Raw genomic sequence first — 14,423 nt, 5'->3', positions numbered from 1 at the left:
GCGCCCAAGCTGGCCGAAAAGCCTTGCAGCCATGTTGGATTGCGATTGGATTTACCTTGGAAATTTGTCCAAGCGGCGCGCGGAAGCGCCAATTTCATTTGAGGATTATTGTCTGACGCGGGCAGGCACAAAGACGATTCGGACGCATCCCGGTTGGACCGCGGCTTTTCGATCTTCTGATCTTTCGGGGGGTAGAAGCAGGAGCAAGCGGTGCCGTTACTCCGGCAATCCCGCTCTTCGCAGACCTTCCACTGCTACCGCGAAATCCCTCGGTTGGACCAGCAGCCAGTCATCGAGCTTGCCAATGCGGAGCGTGGGATCGAGCCGACGCACGTGGTGCATGGCTTGTCGCGCTTCTTCCTCCCGGCCTGCCAGCGCATGGCTTGCGGCCATAAAGGCCGCAACCCGCAGCACATTCGGTACCTCCCGCCATGCCATCTCCAAACAGGCGACAGCCGCATCAAATCGCCCGGAATACAAATGCCCCATTGCGATTCCGGTCTGCGTTTGAAATGTCTCCGGATCCAGCGGACTGAGGCGCATGGCACGCGTGAAATATTCGATCGCATTATCATGTCTGCCAAGGGAAATTCGTTGGTACCCGCCGAGGTACCAGATCGTCGAGAGATTGGGATTGAGCACCATGGCCCTATCGACATAGGTGACGCAACTTTCGAGGTCACCGCCAAAATGAGGCCATGCGTGCCCGCCTCTGGTCAGAGCGACCGCGTCATTCTTTCCCAGCGTCACGGCGTGTCGGCACAATCGCGCAGCCTCGTTGCCGTCTGCCTCGCGATCGTTGAGCCAACGATTCATCTTGCGCCAGTAGTAGCACCAGGCCGCCATTCCATACGCGGAGGCGAACTCCGCATCGAGCTCGATCGCCTTGTAGAATAGAGGCAATGCCTCATCGAGGCCGGCCCTGCTCGCAAGGTGAAACTTGGTCAATCCACGCAAGTAATAGTCATAGGCGTGGAGGCTTTCGGTCGGCTTTCGGCTCGCACGCTCGATTTCGGCAAGCTCAAGCTGCGGCGCGATCGCACTAACGACGCCTGCGGCGACCGTGTCCTGCAGTTCAAAGATGTCGTCGAGGGTGCCTTCGAAACGCTCGGCCCAGAGATGCACGCCATTGGTCGCATCAATGAGTTGCCCGGTGATGCGCACCCTTGTCGCCACCTTGCGCACGCTGCCTTCAAGCACATATCGCACGCCCAATTCGCGCCCCACCTGTCGGACATCCACGGCCCTGCCCTTGTATGTGAAGCTCGAATTCCGGGCGATAACGAACAGCCAGCGTATCCGCGACAAGGCCAGGATGATGTCCTCAACAACACCATCGGCGAAGTACTCCTGCTCGGGATCACCGCTCAGGTTCTGAAACGGCAGGACTGCAACCGAGGGCTTGTCAGGAAGAGACGGCTCCTGGCGCTCATTCGAGTTAGCCTGCTCCGCGTTTCGGACGATAGCGCTATCGGGGCCTCTTGCCTCAACCTCGCCCACGAACCGGAGGCCCTTGCGGGCAATCGTTCGGATCAGGCGCTGTTCCTGGCCGCTATCGCCGATCGCTTTGCGCACCGCGTTGATATGGCTGGTGAGCGTTGATTCAGAGACGATGCGCCCGCTCCACACGGTGTCCAGCAGTTCATCCCTGGTGACGACGCGGTCGCGGGCTTGCACCAGGTAGACCAGCAGGTCGAACACCCTTGGGCCAATTGCAATTGCGGCCGAGCCGCGGGTGAGCTCCCGCCGATTAAGGTCGAGTACGTAGTCGGCAAACAGGAACTGCACCTTGGGCCCTTTGGTCGCATGCACGGGTGGCGAACACTGCGGCATAGCGCCAAAGCACCACCACCGGCAAGTCAAGGCATTGAGAGCACGTCGATAATCGGTAATATATTTAGATTTCTTGAAGCAGCGCGATTCGCTTTCGGTCCTGCGATCGGGCCACACGGCACACGGGGCGTCTTGTAGACATCGTGCCTCCGAAGCTCGGCCAATTTTGTCCCTTGCGCTCCAGGTCCCTCAAGAGACACGCTCCAGCGGTCCTGAGAATTTCCAGTCATCAGCGAAAAAGGATTGGGCCAATTCGCCGGGATACAACCGCCTAACTACGGTCTCCTCGATAGGAGGCCTTTTTTCTTGTCCGATGTCGCCTGTTGGCAGATGCCGTTGAAAAAGTCCTCTTCAGCTTATGAGCGAAATTTTTCAGCACTACTGGTGCGTCTAACACTCGGCGACGTGGTGGACCTCTTCGATTCACGCAAAACCGACCAGTGACTCCCGTACCTGTCTTACAAAGGCTCCCCGCGGCAGAGACAACCAAAAACTGACATTCGCGAGACCTTTGGGGCCGCTCCGCGCGGGGATCCGCCCGGCTTCGTTCGCATCCTCGATACGCGCACGCTTCTTGTGCCCCACCGGGTCGGCAACAACCGGCTCGACGCCATGTCGAATCTGCTGGTCAATCCGCGCATCGGAATTCTCTTTCTCGTACCCGGCATGAACGAGACGTTACGCATCAATGGCACTGCGCGTATTACGGACGACGCGCGGCTGCTGACGCCGAGCGCTATGCAGAACCGCGCACCCAAGGTCGGACTGGTTGTGACGGTCGAGGAGGCATTCCTGCACTGTGCCAAGGCGCTGGTGCGTTCCGAACTCAGGAACCCGGACAAACACATCGACCGCGCGATCTTGCCGAGCTATCCCAGCAATGCTGCTCGACCACGTCGAAGGACTGACGCGCGAAGAGAACGAACGGCAGACACAGGTGATGGCCGAACGCGGGCTTTACTAGAGGTCCACGACCAGCCGCTCTTCCGCGGAGCCCGCTACGCAAGCCATGAGGCTTCGCGCACGCTCGGCCGGTGAAAGCACGCGATCGCGGTGCACGGGCGTGCCTTCCAGCCAATCGATACGGCACGCACCACAGATTCCGCCGCAGCATGAGGCTGGAATGTCGATGCCGGCACTTAGCAGTGCGTTGAGCATGCTCTCGCCGAGCGCCACCTCGATCTCGCGCTGCGAGCGCGCAAGGACCAGCTTGAAGGGCTTGGCCTCGGGATCGATAGGTAGCGGTGGCGGCACGAAGCGCTCGACGTGAACTCGTTCGGGCGGCCAGCCTTGTGTTGCCCGCTCGAAGGCATTCAGCATGTCAAGTGGCCCGCAGCACGCGAGCATCGCCTCCCGCGGTGCGGCGTCGATCAGTGCCTCAAGCGGGGGGCGGCCGGACACGCCTGTATCGTAGACGATTGCTTGGCCGCTCGCGCGATGCGGCGCGAGCATCGTGGCGAGCGGTGGTTCGCCACGCACAACGACATATAGCGTGAAATCTCCGCCGCGCCGCGCGAGGTAATTGGCAGCCGACAGGAGCGGCGTAACGCCGATACCACCGGCGACGAATGTCACGTGAGGCGCTCCGTCAGGCTGCAAGCCGCCGCGCGGCAGCGACACGACGAGTGTGTCGCCAGCTCTCAGCCGGTCGTGGAAGGCGATAGATCCACCCCGGCCGTCCGCTTCACGCTTGACCGCAACGACATAGCGCATGTTGTCCGCCGGATCGTTGCACCGCGAGTAGGTGCGGACGAGGCCGCCAGGCAGATGTATGTCGATATGTGCGCCGGGCCTGAAGGGAGGAAGCTCCCAACGGTCCGGATCGCACAGGGTGTACATCCTGATGCCGGGGCCACTATCTTCGATGGCCTCAACGACCGTCTTGATGCCACGTACAGGCAGGCCAGCCATCAGTCAGCTAAGTCTCCACGGCCGCGGAAGTCGCAGCTCTCGTTCGATCATATTGGTAACGTAGCAACTCGGAGCCTCATCAAGGAAGCGGCGCCGTGCCCGATTTGCGCAGCGCGCTTTCGATCTTCGTCAAAAGCTCCAACATACAGAACGACTCGTTCGAGCGACGCCATCCCGAAGTTGAATTGGCGAAGCAAAATGAAATTGCTTTGAAATTGGAGCGCCAGCAGGACGCGCGCAGTTGATACCGCCGCTATAGCGTCCGAGCTAATTGTTTTGTGAGTTGTGTCCGGCCGCCACGAGCTTGCTGGGAAACCACATGAGAGCCCCGGCGACAGGTCGCTTGCAATGTTTAGTAATTTATGTTTTACTAAACAAATCGAGCTTTGCCGGTCCTTAAGAATCCGGGTAGCGCGAGGGAACGTCAGTTTAGTCACTTAGCCCGTCAAGGACTGTGTCGCACTGCTCGAAGCATTCGAGCGGGCAGGAACGCCGCGCCATGTCGATGGCCGGTTCAACAGGAGGGAAATGCGCATGAACAATAGCATGAAGGCGCTCTTTGCTGCAGGCGGCGCACTTGCCGCCGCGCTCTGCATCGGAGCGGCGACCACGCCCGCGCAAGCGCAGGGTAAAACCATCACGCTGTGTTGGGCCGCATGGGACCCGGCCAACGCGCTGGTCGAACTGTCGAAGGATTTTACCGCCAAGACCGGGATCGGCATGAAGTTCGAATTCGTGCCCTGGACCAATTATGCCGATCGCTTTCTGAACGAACTCAATTCACGGGGGTCGCTGTGCGATCTCATCATCGGCGATTCACAATGGATCGGCGGCGCCGCGGAGAACGGCCAGTACGTCAAGCTGAACGATTTCTTCAAGAAGGAAGGAATCAGCATGGACGACTACATGCCGGCCACCGTGGTCGGTTATTCGCAGTGGCCGAAGAACACGCCGAACTATTGGGCGCTGCCGGCCATGGGCGACGCGGTGGGCTGGACCTATCGTAAGGACTGGTTTGCGCGCCCCGACGTGCAGAAGGATTTCAAGGCCAAATATGGCCGCGATCTCGCTGTGCCGAAGACGCTCGATGAGCTGCGCGACATCGCACAGTTCTTCCAGGGCCGCGAGATCGATGGCAAGAAGGTCTATGGTGCATCGATCTATACCGAGCGCGGTTCGGAAGGCATCACCATGGGCGTTTCGAACTATCTCTACGACTATGGCTTCAAATATCAGGACCCCAGCAAGCCGTATGCAATGGATGGCTTCGTCAACTCGGCGGGTGCCGTCAAGGGCCTCGAAGCCTACAAGGAACTCTACAAGTGCTGCACGCCCCCCGGTGCTTCCAACTCCTACATGTCGGAAGGTCTTGATGCGTTCAAGTCCGGCCAGGTGGCGCTGCAGATGAACTTCTTCGCCTTCTTCCCGGGTCTCTACAAGGACCCCAATGTCGGCGGCGACAAGATCGGCTTCTTCTCCAATCCCGCCGCTACCACCCAGGCAACCCAACTCGGCGGACAGGGCATCTCCGTCGTTTCCTATTCCAAGAACCAGGGTGAAGCGCTGCAATACATCAAATGGTTCGCTGGCGGGGATGTGCAGAAGAAGTGGTGGGCGCTGGGCGGCTATTCCTGCGCCAAATCCGTGCTGAACGACCCGAGCTTCCCGGACAGCGCGCCGTTCGCCAAGGAGTTCCTGAAGTCGATGGGTATGGTGGTCGATTTCTGGGCGGAGCCCTCCTACGCGCAACTCCTGCAGGCCGAGCAGAAGCGCGTGCATGACTACGTGGTCGCCGACAAGGGGACTGCTCAGGAAGCGCTCGACGGGCTGGTGAAAGATTGGAAAGCCATCTTCAAGGAAGAGGGCAAGAAGTTCTAGGATAGCGGCCTGGAGCGCGGTTCGCTCGCGCTCCAGGCCATTCTTTTCCGCAATACCAGGACTCTCCTCCGAAGCCGACGATCGCGGCGCATCAGGACCAGCCGACGCCATGAATGATTTGAGTGCCTCATCGCGGATCACCTACGGCGCTGTGCCCCTGCAGCCGGGCTTGGTGCGCCGTGTCCGGGGCTTGTCCGACAAGGCTCTCGCTTGGCTCTTCATTACCCCGACGATCGTGCTGCTGCTGGCGATTAATATCTTCCCGCTGGTCTGGACCATCTATCTGTCGTTCACCAACTATCGGGCCAATCGGTCGAACGCACCGGTGAAGTGGCTGGGGATCGATTGGTACCAGACGATCCTGACCGATCCGGACATCTGGGCGGCGATGCAGGTGACGGCACATTTCGTGTTCTGGACCGTCGTCATCGAGACCGTGCTTGGCTTTGGTCTTGCCTTCCTGATTGACAAAAAATTCCGCGGCCACGGCATGTGGACCACGATCATTCTGCTGCCGATGATGCTTTCACCGGCCGTGGTCGGCAATTTCTGGACGTTTCTCTACCAGCCGCAGATCGGGCTTTTCAACTATGTGGTCGCTTTCGTCACCGGCCGCTCCGCATCGTCGTTCCAGATGCTGGGCGACGTGACTCTCAGTCCCTGGGCAATCGTCATCGTCGATGCCTGGATGTGGACTCCTTACGTGATGCTGATTTGCCTTGCCGGCCTGCGATCGATTCCGGACTACATCTACGAGGCGGCGGAGGTCGACCGCGCGTCGAAATGGCGGCAATTCTGGTCGATCACGCTGCCAATGGCGTTGCCGTTCATCATGCTCGCGGTGCTGTTCCGCGGCATCGAGAACTTCAAGATGTTCGACATGGTCAACTTGCTCACCGGGGGCGGACCAGGTTCGACCACGGAGGTCGCCTCGATCACGCTCAAGCGCGCGGCCTTCGAGAGCTGGAGGACGGGCTATTCCTCGGCCTTCGCGATCATTTTGTTCGTGACGGTGTTTGGACTAGCCAACATCTACGTCAAGGCGCTGAACCGGGTGAAGAGCCGATGAGCATCGCCAACACAGCCCATTCCGTCGTCGAACCATCGCGCAATACCAGGCGATTGGCGGGCTCACTCGTGGTTCTCTACGCCGTGATCACGATGATCCCCCTGGTCTGGATCGTTCTCACCTCGTTCAAGTCGCCGGACGATGCGATCTCCTATCCGCCCAAGGTCTTCTTCACGCCATCGCTCGAAGGCTTCTGCAATCTCTTCACCACGCGCTCGCGCCAGACGCCGGAATTCATCCGCACGCTTGGACCGCCGCAAGGGCTTTGCGACGACATTGCGCGCAGTCGCAATATGGTCGTCGCCGGACCGTCGAATTACGTGCCGCGTTTCGTCAATTCGCTGATCATCGCCTTTGGCTCGACCGTGCTCGCGGTCGCGCTCGGAACGTTGTCGGCCTACGGTTTCTCGCGGTTCCGCGTGCCCCTGAAGGACGATCTGTTGTTCTTCATCCTGTCGACGCGAATGATGCCACCCATCGCGGTCGCGATCCCGATCTATCTAATGTACCGCACCATCGGGCTGTCGGACACGCGGCTCGGCATGATCCTGCTCTATACTTCGGTGAACGTCTCGCTTGCCGTTTGGCTGCTGAAAGGTTTCATCGACGAGATCCCACGCGAGTACGAGGAAGCGGCCATGATCGACGGCTATACCCGCTTTCAGGCCTTCGTGAAGGTGGTGCTGCCGCAGGCAACGACGGGAATCGCGGCAACGGCGATCTTCTGCCTGATCTTCGCTTGGAACGAATACGCCTTCGCGGTGCTACTGACCTCCGGCAATGCGCAGACGGCGCCCCCCTTCATTCCGATCATCATCGGGGAAGGCGGGCAGGATTGGCCCGCGGTCGCCGCCGGCACGACGCTGTTTCTGGTACCGATCGTCGTGTTCACGGTGCTGTTGCGCAAGCATCTGCTGCGGGGCATCACCTTTGGAGCGGTGCGCAAATGAGCCTCGATGCCCATACCCCAATGCCGGGTCGCAGCCTCGCGGACAGAATTCTGCGGCGCGGTCCGCTGGAAGCCATCGCGACGACGATTATTGCCGCGGGCGTCGTCATGCTGATGCAGCCGGTTTCGCTGACGCTCTATTCCTGGTCGTTCGCGACCACGCTGTTCGGCACAGTGCTGTTCACCATCGTCTCCAAGGTCAGGGAGTAGGGCGGATGGCGCAAATAAGAGTCGAAGCGCTCGACAAGTCGTTCGCAGATTTTCATGCCGTCAAGGCAGCCAGCTTCACCGTGGAAGACGGTCAGTTCCTCTGCCTGTTGGGGCCCTCCGGCTGCGGCAAGACGACGACCCTGCGCATGATTGCCGGGCTGGAATTACCGACGGCCGGTACCATCCGGCTCGATGGCGAGGATGTCACGATGAACCGCGCATCGGCCCGCGACATCGCCTTCGTGTTCCAGCTCTTCGCCCTCTATCCACACATGAATGTTCGGCGAAACATCGGTTTTCCCTTGAAGTGCGAGGGCATCGGCGCGGCGGAGGCGGACTGGCGGGTGGTGGAGGTGGCGCGCATCTTGCGCATTTCGCATCTTCTCGACCGTCCCGTGTCGGGTCTTGCCGGCGGCGACCGCCAGCGTGTCGCGCTTGGGCGGGCGATCGTGCGCAAGCCGAAATGTTTCCTGATGGACGAGCCGCTCGGCGCACTCGATACCGAAATGCGCGAGGCGATGATCCATGAATTGCGCGCGCTGCATGACCGGCTCGGAGCAACCACGGTCTATGTCACGCATGACCAGCTCGAGGCCATGGCGATGGCTGATATGATCGCCGTGATGAACAACGGCGTCGTCGAGCAGATCGCGAGCCCACGCGATATTTATGACCGGCCCGCGTCGCTGTTCGTTGCGGACTTCATTGGCTCGCCGCCGATGAACTTCCTGCCGTTCCGCGGCAGCCTGCAAGCCGGCGCGCAGGCAGTCCGGCTCGGCGGTCGCGACGTCACCGTTCCCGCGGCGCGTGAGGCGCTGCCGGAAAGCGATCTCGTCCTCGGGGTCAGGCCCGAGCATGTGCGTTTTTCCGATCGCGGCGTCCTGCGTGGCGAGGTCTATGGGTCGGAGTATCTAGGCACCACGCAGATCGTGACCGTGACGACGCGCTATGGCGCGCTGAAGGCCCGGTCGCCTGCCAGTGTGTCGTTCCGGACCGGAGAGAATGTCGGGCTCGACTTCCGGCCCGATACGCTGTCGATCTTCGACAAGACGTCGGGCAGGGCTGTCCGCACCGTGTTGCATGAGGGAGGCACGCATGGCTGAGGTCGAGATCAGGGCGGCTTCCAAGGCGTTCAAAAAGACGCAGGCCGTCATCGACCTGTCGTTGACCGTCGGCGACGGCGAATTCGTTGCCTTGCTCGGGCCGACGGGGGCGGGCAAGACGACGACATTACGCCTCATCGCCGGATTGGAAATGCCGGACTGTGGTTCGATCCGGATCGGCGGCCGCGACGTGACCGGCAATGCGCCGGCCGATCGCGACATCGCTTTCGTATTCCAGCAATATTCGCTGTATCCGCATCTGAGCGTGTTCGAGAACATGGCTTTTGCGTTACGCGCGCCGATCCGCCGCGTCCCGGAAGGCGAGATCCGCGCAAAAGTGCGCGAGGTCGCGCGTCTTCTCCACATCGAAACCAAGTTGGAGAACAAGGCAACGCAGTTGTCGGGTGGACAGATGCAGCGGGTCGCGATCGGCCGGGCCCTGGTGCGTTCGCCCGCGATCTATCTGATGGACGAACCGCTCTCCTCGCTGGATGCCAAGTTGCGCGGCGAAATGCGGCTTGAGCTCAAGCGTATCCAGACCGATCTCGGCGCGACCATCCTCTATGTCACCCATGATCAGACCGAAGCGATGACCATGGCGTCGCGCATCGGCGTCATCGAGGGCGGGCGGCTGCTGCAGATAGGAACACCACGCGAGATCTACGAGAACCCAATCAACGCCCATGTCGCCGCGCGGCTTGGCCAGCCGGCGATCAACCTGTTGCCGGCGGCTCTCTTTGCCGGAGCGCCGGCCGGTGCCAGGACCGTCGGCGCGCGTACCGAGCACCTTACGATCGCGTGCGGCGTCGGCGATGTTCAGGCGACCGTCAAGCGGATCGAACATCTCGGCGATCAGAGCCACCTCCATCTCGACCTTGGCGGCCAATCGGTCGTGACGTTGTCCGACCCCGAAGCGAGGCTCGGCGCCGGGGATATCGTCTCGCTTCGCCTCAACAAGCCGCTGTTCTTCGATGCAGATGGCGGGAGGGTCGCGGCATGAGTCTCGATCGGGCAGCAAGGGAAAAACTGGTGCGGGCGCTCGCAGCATCGATGATCGAACACGCCGAGGAACTGACCAGCCTCGACCAGGCGATCGGCGACGGCGATCACGGATTGAACATGAAGCGCGGTTTCGAGGCCGTGCTTGCGACACTGCCCGGCCTCGCGGACAAATCTTTGCCGGAGATGCTGAAGTCGATTGGAATGACGCTGGTCATGAAGGTTGGCGGCGCTTCCGGGCCCTTGGTCGGCACTTTCTTCATGGAGCTCGGCAAGGCGCTTCCGGAAGCGCCGGCACGCGCCGATCTGGTCGCGGCCACCGACCAGGCGATCAACGCTGTCAAGACGCGCGGGCGTTCGGAAGCCGGACAGAAAACCCTGCTGGATGTTCTGGTGCCGGTGCAAGGCGTACTGGCTGGGGGCGGCGACGCCGGGGCGATTGCGGCCGAGGCGGCACAGGCCGCCGATCGCACGACGCCGATGCTTGCGACCCGCGGCCGGGCGTCCTTCCTCGGCGAAAGATCGATCGGTCATATGGACCCGGGCTCCCGCTCGGCGTCCCTCCTGATCAGCGCAGCGGTTGCTGCGCTGGAATTCGAGGCAATTTCATGAGCAATTCAAGTTCCGGCAATGTCGGCATCGTCATCGTTTCGCATTCCTCCAAAATCGCGGAAGGCGCAGCGGACATGGTGCGTCAGATGGTAGGCAATGCCGTGCCGCTCGCCTGGACCGGCGGCGATACCGATGGAGGGCTCGGCACCAATGTCGCCGGTATCCTCGAGGCAATCGAGGCGGCCTGGTCGTCGGCCGGCGTGGCGATCCTGGTCGATCTTGGCGGGGCGGAGACGAATTCGGAGATGGCGGTAGAGATGCTGGCCGAAGATCGACGTGCGCGCGTCGTTGTCTGCAATGCGCCGGTGGTGGAGGGCGCCGTGATCGCAGCGACCGAGTCCTCGGGCGGTTCGTCACTTGCTGCCGTCAAACGTAGCGCGGAGGAATTCTATGCATGATGTCAACGCCAGCCGGGCGTCTAACGCCTTCGTGCCGCTGATGGCCTCGGCGGTTCTCGTCAATGCCGTCGGTCTTCATGCGCGGCCGTCGGTCAAGCTCACGCAGTGCGCGAAACGCTTTGCGGCGAAGATCGAACTCGCGCTTGCGCCGGACGGTCCCTGGACGGATGCGAAGAGCCCGGTAAAGGTGATGCGCGTCAAGGCCCCGCAGGGAGCGACGCTGCATTTCCGCATCACCGGCCCCGATGGCACGGCAGCGCTTGCTGCCGTGCTTGCGCTTGTGCATGACGGTTTCGGCGAGGCCTGATCGCGGTGGCAGAGATCCATCTTATCGGCCGTGCTGCCTCACCGGGTCTCGCGATCGGGCCGGTCACCATGCTGACTGCGGCTGTGGTCAGGCGGGCGGCGAGCGACGATCCCGCGCAGGAGGCGGCGGCACTGCGGGCGGCAATTGAAGGCGCGAGGGCGGAGATCGCCGAGCAGATCAAGACGATTCAGGGCGAGGTGGCCGACATTCTGGAATTCCAGGTCGCCATGCTTGAAGATGATGCGCTGGCGGATGCGGCATATGAGGTCATCTCGGAGGGGATCACTGCCCACCATGCCTGGCGCTTGGCACTCGACGTGGAGATAGCTGGCTATCGCGCTGCCGAAGATGAATATTTCCGTGCCCGTGCCGCCGATATCGTCGACATCCGCGATCGCGTGCTCGCGCATTTGAGCGGCGTGGACACCGTCGCCAGGATTACCGGTGGCTCGATCGTGGCGGCTGACGACATCACGCCTTCCGCTTTTCTTGCCGCCGACTGGTCACACGGCGGCGCCATCGCGCTGGCCGGGGGCTCACCTTCCTCGCATGTCGCGATGTTGGCGCGGGCGCGCGGGGCGCCCATGGTCGTCGGGCTCGGTCCGTTGTCGTGGAACGGGCAGCCGCCGGCGTTGGCACTGGTCGATGGCGATGCAGGAAGCGTGATCTTCGATCCCGAGCCGGAAACGCGTCGCCTGTTCGAGCAGCGCATGGCGGCTGCGAACGCTGCGCTGGCCGCCGCCGAGAGCGCCAGGCTTGCGCCTGCCTATACGGCCGACGGCCGGCGGATCGCGGTTCTGCTCAACATTGCCGCCCCTGAAGACCTTGCAGGCCTCGATCCTGCAATCTGCGACGGCATTGGTCTTGTGCGCACCGAATTTCTGTTCGAGACGTCTCTTGGCCTGCCCGACGAGGACACGCAATATGCAGTCTATCGGCGCATTCTCGACTGGGCCCAGGGAAGGCCGGTGACGATCCGCACCCTCGATGCCGGCGGCGACAAGCCAATCAAGGGCCTGACGATCGATGGTGAGAGCAATCCGTTTCTCGGCCTTCGCGGCATTCGCCTCTCGCTTGCGCGACCGGAGGTGTTTCGCGTGCAACTGCGGGCGCTGTCGCGCGCGGCGGTGCACGGGGTACTGAAAGTGATGCTGCCGATGATCGCCGTTCCCGGAGAGTTCGATCGTGCAGGTGTCATGCTTGACGCCGAGTTCGCGGCGCTCAGGGCGGAAGGGACCGCTTGCGCCCGGCCGCCGCTCGGTATCATGATCGAGGTTCCGGCGGCCGCGCTCTGCGCCGAGGATTTCGACGCTGCGTTCTATTCGATCGGATCGAACGATCTGACCCAGTATACGATGGCTGCGGCGCGCGATATCGGTTCGGTCGCCGACCTCAACGATGCGGGCCATCCGGCGGTGCTGACGTTGATCGCCCGGACCGTCGAGGCCGCACGCAAGCTCGATGTCGAGGTCTCGCTCTGCGGCGACGCTGCCGCCGACACCCGCCTGACGAAGGCGCTGCTTGCGACCGGACTGACGAGCCTTTCGGTGGCACCGGTTGCGGTAGCGCGGCTCAAGGCGGCGATCGCAAAGGTAGGGTCATGACGAACGAAGCACGCGAAGATACCCGCGGGCCTGGTGACAGCAATGTCGCCGACTACAAGCTCATCCTGCGGCGGGTACTCGACAACCGGCCTTCCGGGACCCGGCTCAAGCTCGCGGCGGCACTGGGCAAGAACCGCTCCTTCGTGACCCAGATCACCAATCCGGCCTATCCGGTGCCAATTCCGGCGAAACATGTCGCGATTATCTTCGATGTCTGCCATCTGTCCGGCGCCGAGCGCGCGGCATTCCTGGAGGCCTACGGACGCGCGCATCCCGGCCGCCTGCGCACATCCCATCGCGAAGCGCGCACGCGCACTATCGCGGTGACGGTGCCGGATCTCGGCGACGACAAGAAGAACCGCGCGCTCGAACAACTCGTCATCGATTTTGCGGCGCAGCTCGCGCGCTACGCCGAGAGCGTCGGCTGATGGATTGATCCGGACAGAAAAATGAGGCACGGGAGGGCGTTTATGAAAAAGCTGATCAACGGCGCCGATACGGTACTCGAAGAAAGTCTTGACGGCTTTGCGGCCGCTCATGCGGATATCCTGCTTCTTGGTGCCGAACGCAAATTCGTGCGCCGCCGCACCTTGAAGCCCGGCAAGGTTGGCCTGCTTTCGGGCGGCGGTTCAGGGCATGAGCCATTGCATGCGGGCTTTGTCGGCCGCGGTATGCTCGATGCCGCCTGTCCCGGCCAGGTCTTCACCTCGCCGACGCCAGACCAGATCATCGAGGCTGCAGAGGCCGTCGACACCGGCGCAGGCGTGCTATTCATCGTCAAGAACTACGAAGGCGATGTGATGAATTTCACCATGGCTGCGGAGATGACCGGGCGGGAAGTTGCAAGCGTGGTGACGAACGACGATGTCGCGGTCGAGAGATCGACCTACACGACCGGTCGCCGCGGTGTCGCGGGTACGCTGATCGTGGAAAAGATGGTCGGCGCGGCGGCCGAGATCGGAATGCCGCTTGCTGCTCTCAAGGCACTCGGCGATGAAATCAACCGGCGTACGCGCTCGATGGGCGTGGCGCTGTTGCCGTGCACCGTGCCGGCGGCGGGGCGGCCGAACTTCACGCTGGCCGACGACGAAATGGAAATGGGGGTCGGTATTCATGGCGAGCCTGGCCGACGCCGGGTACGGCTGGCTTCCGCCGATGCGATTGCCGAGGAACTCGTTGGCGCGATCCTCAAGGACCTTGCGCCGGAGCCGGGCAGTGAAGTTCTGCTTCTCGTCAACGGGTTCGGCGCAACGCCGCTGATCGAGCTTTATTTGATGGTCAACAGCGCCAAGCGAATTCTGGAAGGTGCGGGGATCACGGCAGCGCGGTTCCTGACCGGATCCTACGTCACATCCCTCGACATGGCTGGCGTGTCGATCACCGTGTCCGTGCTCGATGGCCAAGCAAAGGAATTGTGGGATGCTCCCGTCCACACGGCGGCGCTGCGCTGGGGCACATGATCACCTCTCGCGGCATATTTTTCGTTGCAGCCGAAGACCTGTCGGGCCCGTTCTACCTTGGCTAGTCTCGGCAAGGGGGTTGCTCAACAT

17 protein-coding genes are annotated in these 14,423 nt (G+C 61.9%); 15 read left to right on the top strand and 2 right to left on the bottom strand.

The window, feature by feature from the left end:
- Nucleotides 1–216 precede the first annotated feature (216 nt).
- The gene (locus CQ13_RS23810) at nucleotides 217–1,788 is read right to left on the bottom strand and encodes a winged helix-turn-helix domain-containing tetratricopeptide repeat protein (protein WP_057845299.1); all 1,572 of its coding nucleotides are present in this window, start codon (nucleotides 1,786–1,788) and stop codon (nucleotides 217–219) included.
- A 351-nt stretch (nucleotides 1,789–2,139) separates the two neighbouring features.
- Between CQ13_RS23810 and CQ13_RS43285 the strand changes: the two genes are divergently transcribed.
- Both CQ13_RS43285 and CQ13_RS41400 read left to right on the top strand, forming a co-directional pair.
- Nucleotides 2,140–2,277 carry a hypothetical protein gene (locus CQ13_RS43285; protein ID WP_156433837.1) on the top strand — a complete coding sequence of 46 codons (138 nt, stop codon included), beginning with the start codon at nucleotides 2,140–2,142 and terminating at the stop codon, nucleotides 2,275–2,277.
- Nucleotides 2,278–2,286: 9 nt separating this feature from the next.
- Nucleotides 2,287–2,871 carry an MSMEG_1061 family FMN-dependent PPOX-type flavoprotein gene (locus tag CQ13_RS41400; protein ID WP_082637604.1) on the top strand — a complete coding sequence of 195 codons (585 nt, stop codon included), beginning with the start codon at nucleotides 2,287–2,289 and terminating at the stop codon, nucleotides 2,869–2,871.
- Here CQ13_RS41400 and CQ13_RS23805 read toward each other — a convergent pair.
- Nucleotides 2,794–3,744, bottom strand: a complete 951-nt coding sequence (locus CQ13_RS23805; RefSeq protein WP_057845275.1) for a PDR/VanB family oxidoreductase — start codon at nucleotides 3,742–3,744, stop codon at nucleotides 2,794–2,796. The genes CQ13_RS41400 and CQ13_RS23805 overlap by 78 nt on opposite strands.
- Before the next feature lie 95 nt (nucleotides 3,745–3,839).
- Between CQ13_RS23805 and CQ13_RS43280 the strand changes: the two genes are divergently transcribed.
- The 13 genes from CQ13_RS43280 to dhaK all read left to right on the top strand — a co-directional run bounded on the left by CQ13_RS43280 (nucleotide 3,840) and on the right by dhaK (nucleotide 14,333).
- On the top strand, nucleotides 3,840–3,989 hold the full coding sequence (locus CQ13_RS43280; RefSeq protein ID WP_156433836.1) for a hypothetical protein: 150 nt from the start codon (nucleotides 3,840–3,842) through the stop codon (nucleotides 3,987–3,989).
- A gap of 301 nt (nucleotides 3,990–4,290) precedes the next feature.
- Complete coding sequence (locus CQ13_RS23800) at nucleotides 4,291–5,622, top strand: ABC transporter substrate-binding protein (protein WP_057845298.1); 1,332 nt, start codon at nucleotides 4,291–4,293, stop codon at nucleotides 5,620–5,622.
- Nucleotides 5,623–5,731: 109 nt separating this feature from the next.
- Nucleotides 5,732–6,691, top strand: a complete 960-nt coding sequence (locus CQ13_RS23795) for a carbohydrate ABC transporter permease (protein ID WP_057845274.1) — start codon at nucleotides 5,732–5,734, stop codon at nucleotides 6,689–6,691.
- Nucleotides 6,688–7,641, top strand: coding sequence for a carbohydrate ABC transporter permease (locus CQ13_RS23790; RefSeq protein WP_057845273.1), 954 nt, complete (start codon nucleotides 6,688–6,690; stop codon nucleotides 7,639–7,641). The genes CQ13_RS23795 and CQ13_RS23790 overlap by 4 nt, the downstream gene beginning before the upstream one ends.
- Nucleotides 7,638–7,850 (top strand): hypothetical protein, encoded by a 213-nt coding sequence (locus CQ13_RS23785; RefSeq protein WP_057845272.1) that lies wholly within the window; start codon nucleotides 7,638–7,640, stop codon nucleotides 7,848–7,850. Before CQ13_RS23790 ends, CQ13_RS23785 begins: the two co-directional genes overlap by 4 nt.
- 5 nt (nucleotides 7,851–7,855) lie before the next feature.
- Complete coding sequence (locus CQ13_RS23780) at nucleotides 7,856–8,953, top strand: ABC transporter ATP-binding protein (RefSeq protein WP_057845271.1); 1,098 nt, start codon at nucleotides 7,856–7,858, stop codon at nucleotides 8,951–8,953.
- Entirely contained in the window at nucleotides 8,946–9,953 is a 1,008-nt protein-coding gene (locus CQ13_RS23775) for an ABC transporter ATP-binding protein (RefSeq protein WP_057845270.1), read from the top strand. Before CQ13_RS23780 ends, CQ13_RS23775 begins: the two co-directional genes overlap by 8 nt.
- Complete coding sequence (gene dhaL / locus CQ13_RS23770) at nucleotides 9,950–10,564, top strand: dihydroxyacetone kinase subunit DhaL (RefSeq protein ID WP_057845269.1); 615 nt, start codon at nucleotides 9,950–9,952, stop codon at nucleotides 10,562–10,564. The genes CQ13_RS23775 and dhaL overlap by 4 nt, the downstream gene beginning before the upstream one ends.
- Nucleotides 10,561–10,962 carry a dihydroxyacetone kinase phosphoryl donor subunit DhaM gene (gene dhaM, locus CQ13_RS23765; protein WP_057845268.1) on the top strand — a complete coding sequence of 134 codons (402 nt, stop codon included), beginning with the start codon at nucleotides 10,561–10,563 and terminating at the stop codon, nucleotides 10,960–10,962. Before dhaL ends, dhaM begins: the two co-directional genes overlap by 4 nt.
- Entirely contained in the window at nucleotides 10,955–11,269 is a 315-nt protein-coding gene (locus CQ13_RS23760; protein ID WP_057845267.1) for an HPr family phosphocarrier protein, read from the top strand. The genes dhaM and CQ13_RS23760 overlap by 8 nt, the downstream gene beginning before the upstream one ends.
- Nucleotides 11,270–11,274: 5 nt before the next feature.
- A complete protein-coding gene (gene ptsP / locus CQ13_RS23755) occupies nucleotides 11,275–12,873 on the top strand; it encodes a phosphoenolpyruvate--protein phosphotransferase (RefSeq protein WP_057845266.1) in 1,599 nt (532 codons plus the stop codon).
- Nucleotides 12,870–13,301: a hypothetical protein gene (locus CQ13_RS23750; RefSeq protein ID WP_057845265.1), complete on the top strand. Its 432-nt coding sequence runs from the start codon at nucleotides 12,870–12,872 to the stop codon at nucleotides 13,299–13,301. The genes ptsP and CQ13_RS23750 overlap by 4 nt, the downstream gene beginning before the upstream one ends.
- 42 nt (nucleotides 13,302–13,343) lie before the next feature.
- Complete coding sequence (gene dhaK, locus CQ13_RS23745; protein WP_057845264.1) at nucleotides 13,344–14,333, top strand: dihydroxyacetone kinase subunit DhaK; 990 nt, start codon at nucleotides 13,344–13,346, stop codon at nucleotides 14,331–14,333.
- Nucleotides 14,334–14,423 lie beyond the last annotated feature (90 nt).

The sequence above is a fragment of the Bradyrhizobium retamae genome (assembly GCF_001440415.1).
GTDB classification, from domain to species: domain Bacteria; phylum Pseudomonadota; class Alphaproteobacteria; order Rhizobiales; family Xanthobacteraceae; genus Bradyrhizobium; species Bradyrhizobium retamae.
Note: the sequence above shows the minus strand (reverse complement) of the source record. Positions and strands in the feature narration are given on the sequence as shown.

What these genes read in the sequence shown, in the direction of transcription:
- CQ13_RS23805 (WP_057845275.1), bottom strand. Translation starts at nt 3,744, where the DNA reads ATGGCTGGCCTGCCTGTACGTGGCATCAAGACGGTCGTTGAGGCCATC.
- CQ13_RS23775 (WP_057845270.1), top strand. Translation starts at nt 8,946, where the DNA reads ATGGCTGAGGTCGAGATCAGGGCGGCTTCCAAGGCGTTCAAAAAGACG.
- CQ13_RS23780 (WP_057845271.1), top strand. Translation starts at nt 7,856, where the DNA reads ATGGCGCAAATAAGAGTCGAAGCGCTCGACAAGTCGTTCGCAGATTTT.
- dhaM (WP_057845268.1), top strand. Translation starts at nt 10,561, where the DNA reads ATGAGCAATTCAAGTTCCGGCAATGTCGGCATCGTCATCGTTTCGCAT.
- dhaL (WP_057845269.1), top strand. Translation starts at nt 9,950, where the DNA reads ATGAGTCTCGATCGGGCAGCAAGGGAAAAACTGGTGCGGGCGCTCGCA.
- CQ13_RS23760 (WP_057845267.1), top strand. Translation starts at nt 10,955, where the DNA reads ATGCATGATGTCAACGCCAGCCGGGCGTCTAACGCCTTCGTGCCGCTG.
- CQ13_RS23750 (WP_057845265.1), top strand. Translation starts at nt 12,870, where the DNA reads ATGACGAACGAAGCACGCGAAGATACCCGCGGGCCTGGTGACAGCAAT.
- dhaK (WP_057845264.1), top strand. Translation starts at nt 13,344, where the DNA reads ATGAAAAAGCTGATCAACGGCGCCGATACGGTACTCGAAGAAAGTCTT.
- CQ13_RS23795 (WP_057845274.1), top strand. Translation starts at nt 5,732, where the DNA reads ATGAATGATTTGAGTGCCTCATCGCGGATCACCTACGGCGCTGTGCCC.
- CQ13_RS23790 (WP_057845273.1), top strand. Translation starts at nt 6,688, where the DNA reads ATGAGCATCGCCAACACAGCCCATTCCGTCGTCGAACCATCGCGCAAT.
- CQ13_RS23785 (WP_057845272.1), top strand. Translation starts at nt 7,638, where the DNA reads ATGAGCCTCGATGCCCATACCCCAATGCCGGGTCGCAGCCTCGCGGAC.
- CQ13_RS23800 (WP_057845298.1), top strand. Translation starts at nt 4,291, where the DNA reads ATGAAGGCGCTCTTTGCTGCAGGCGGCGCACTTGCCGCCGCGCTCTGC.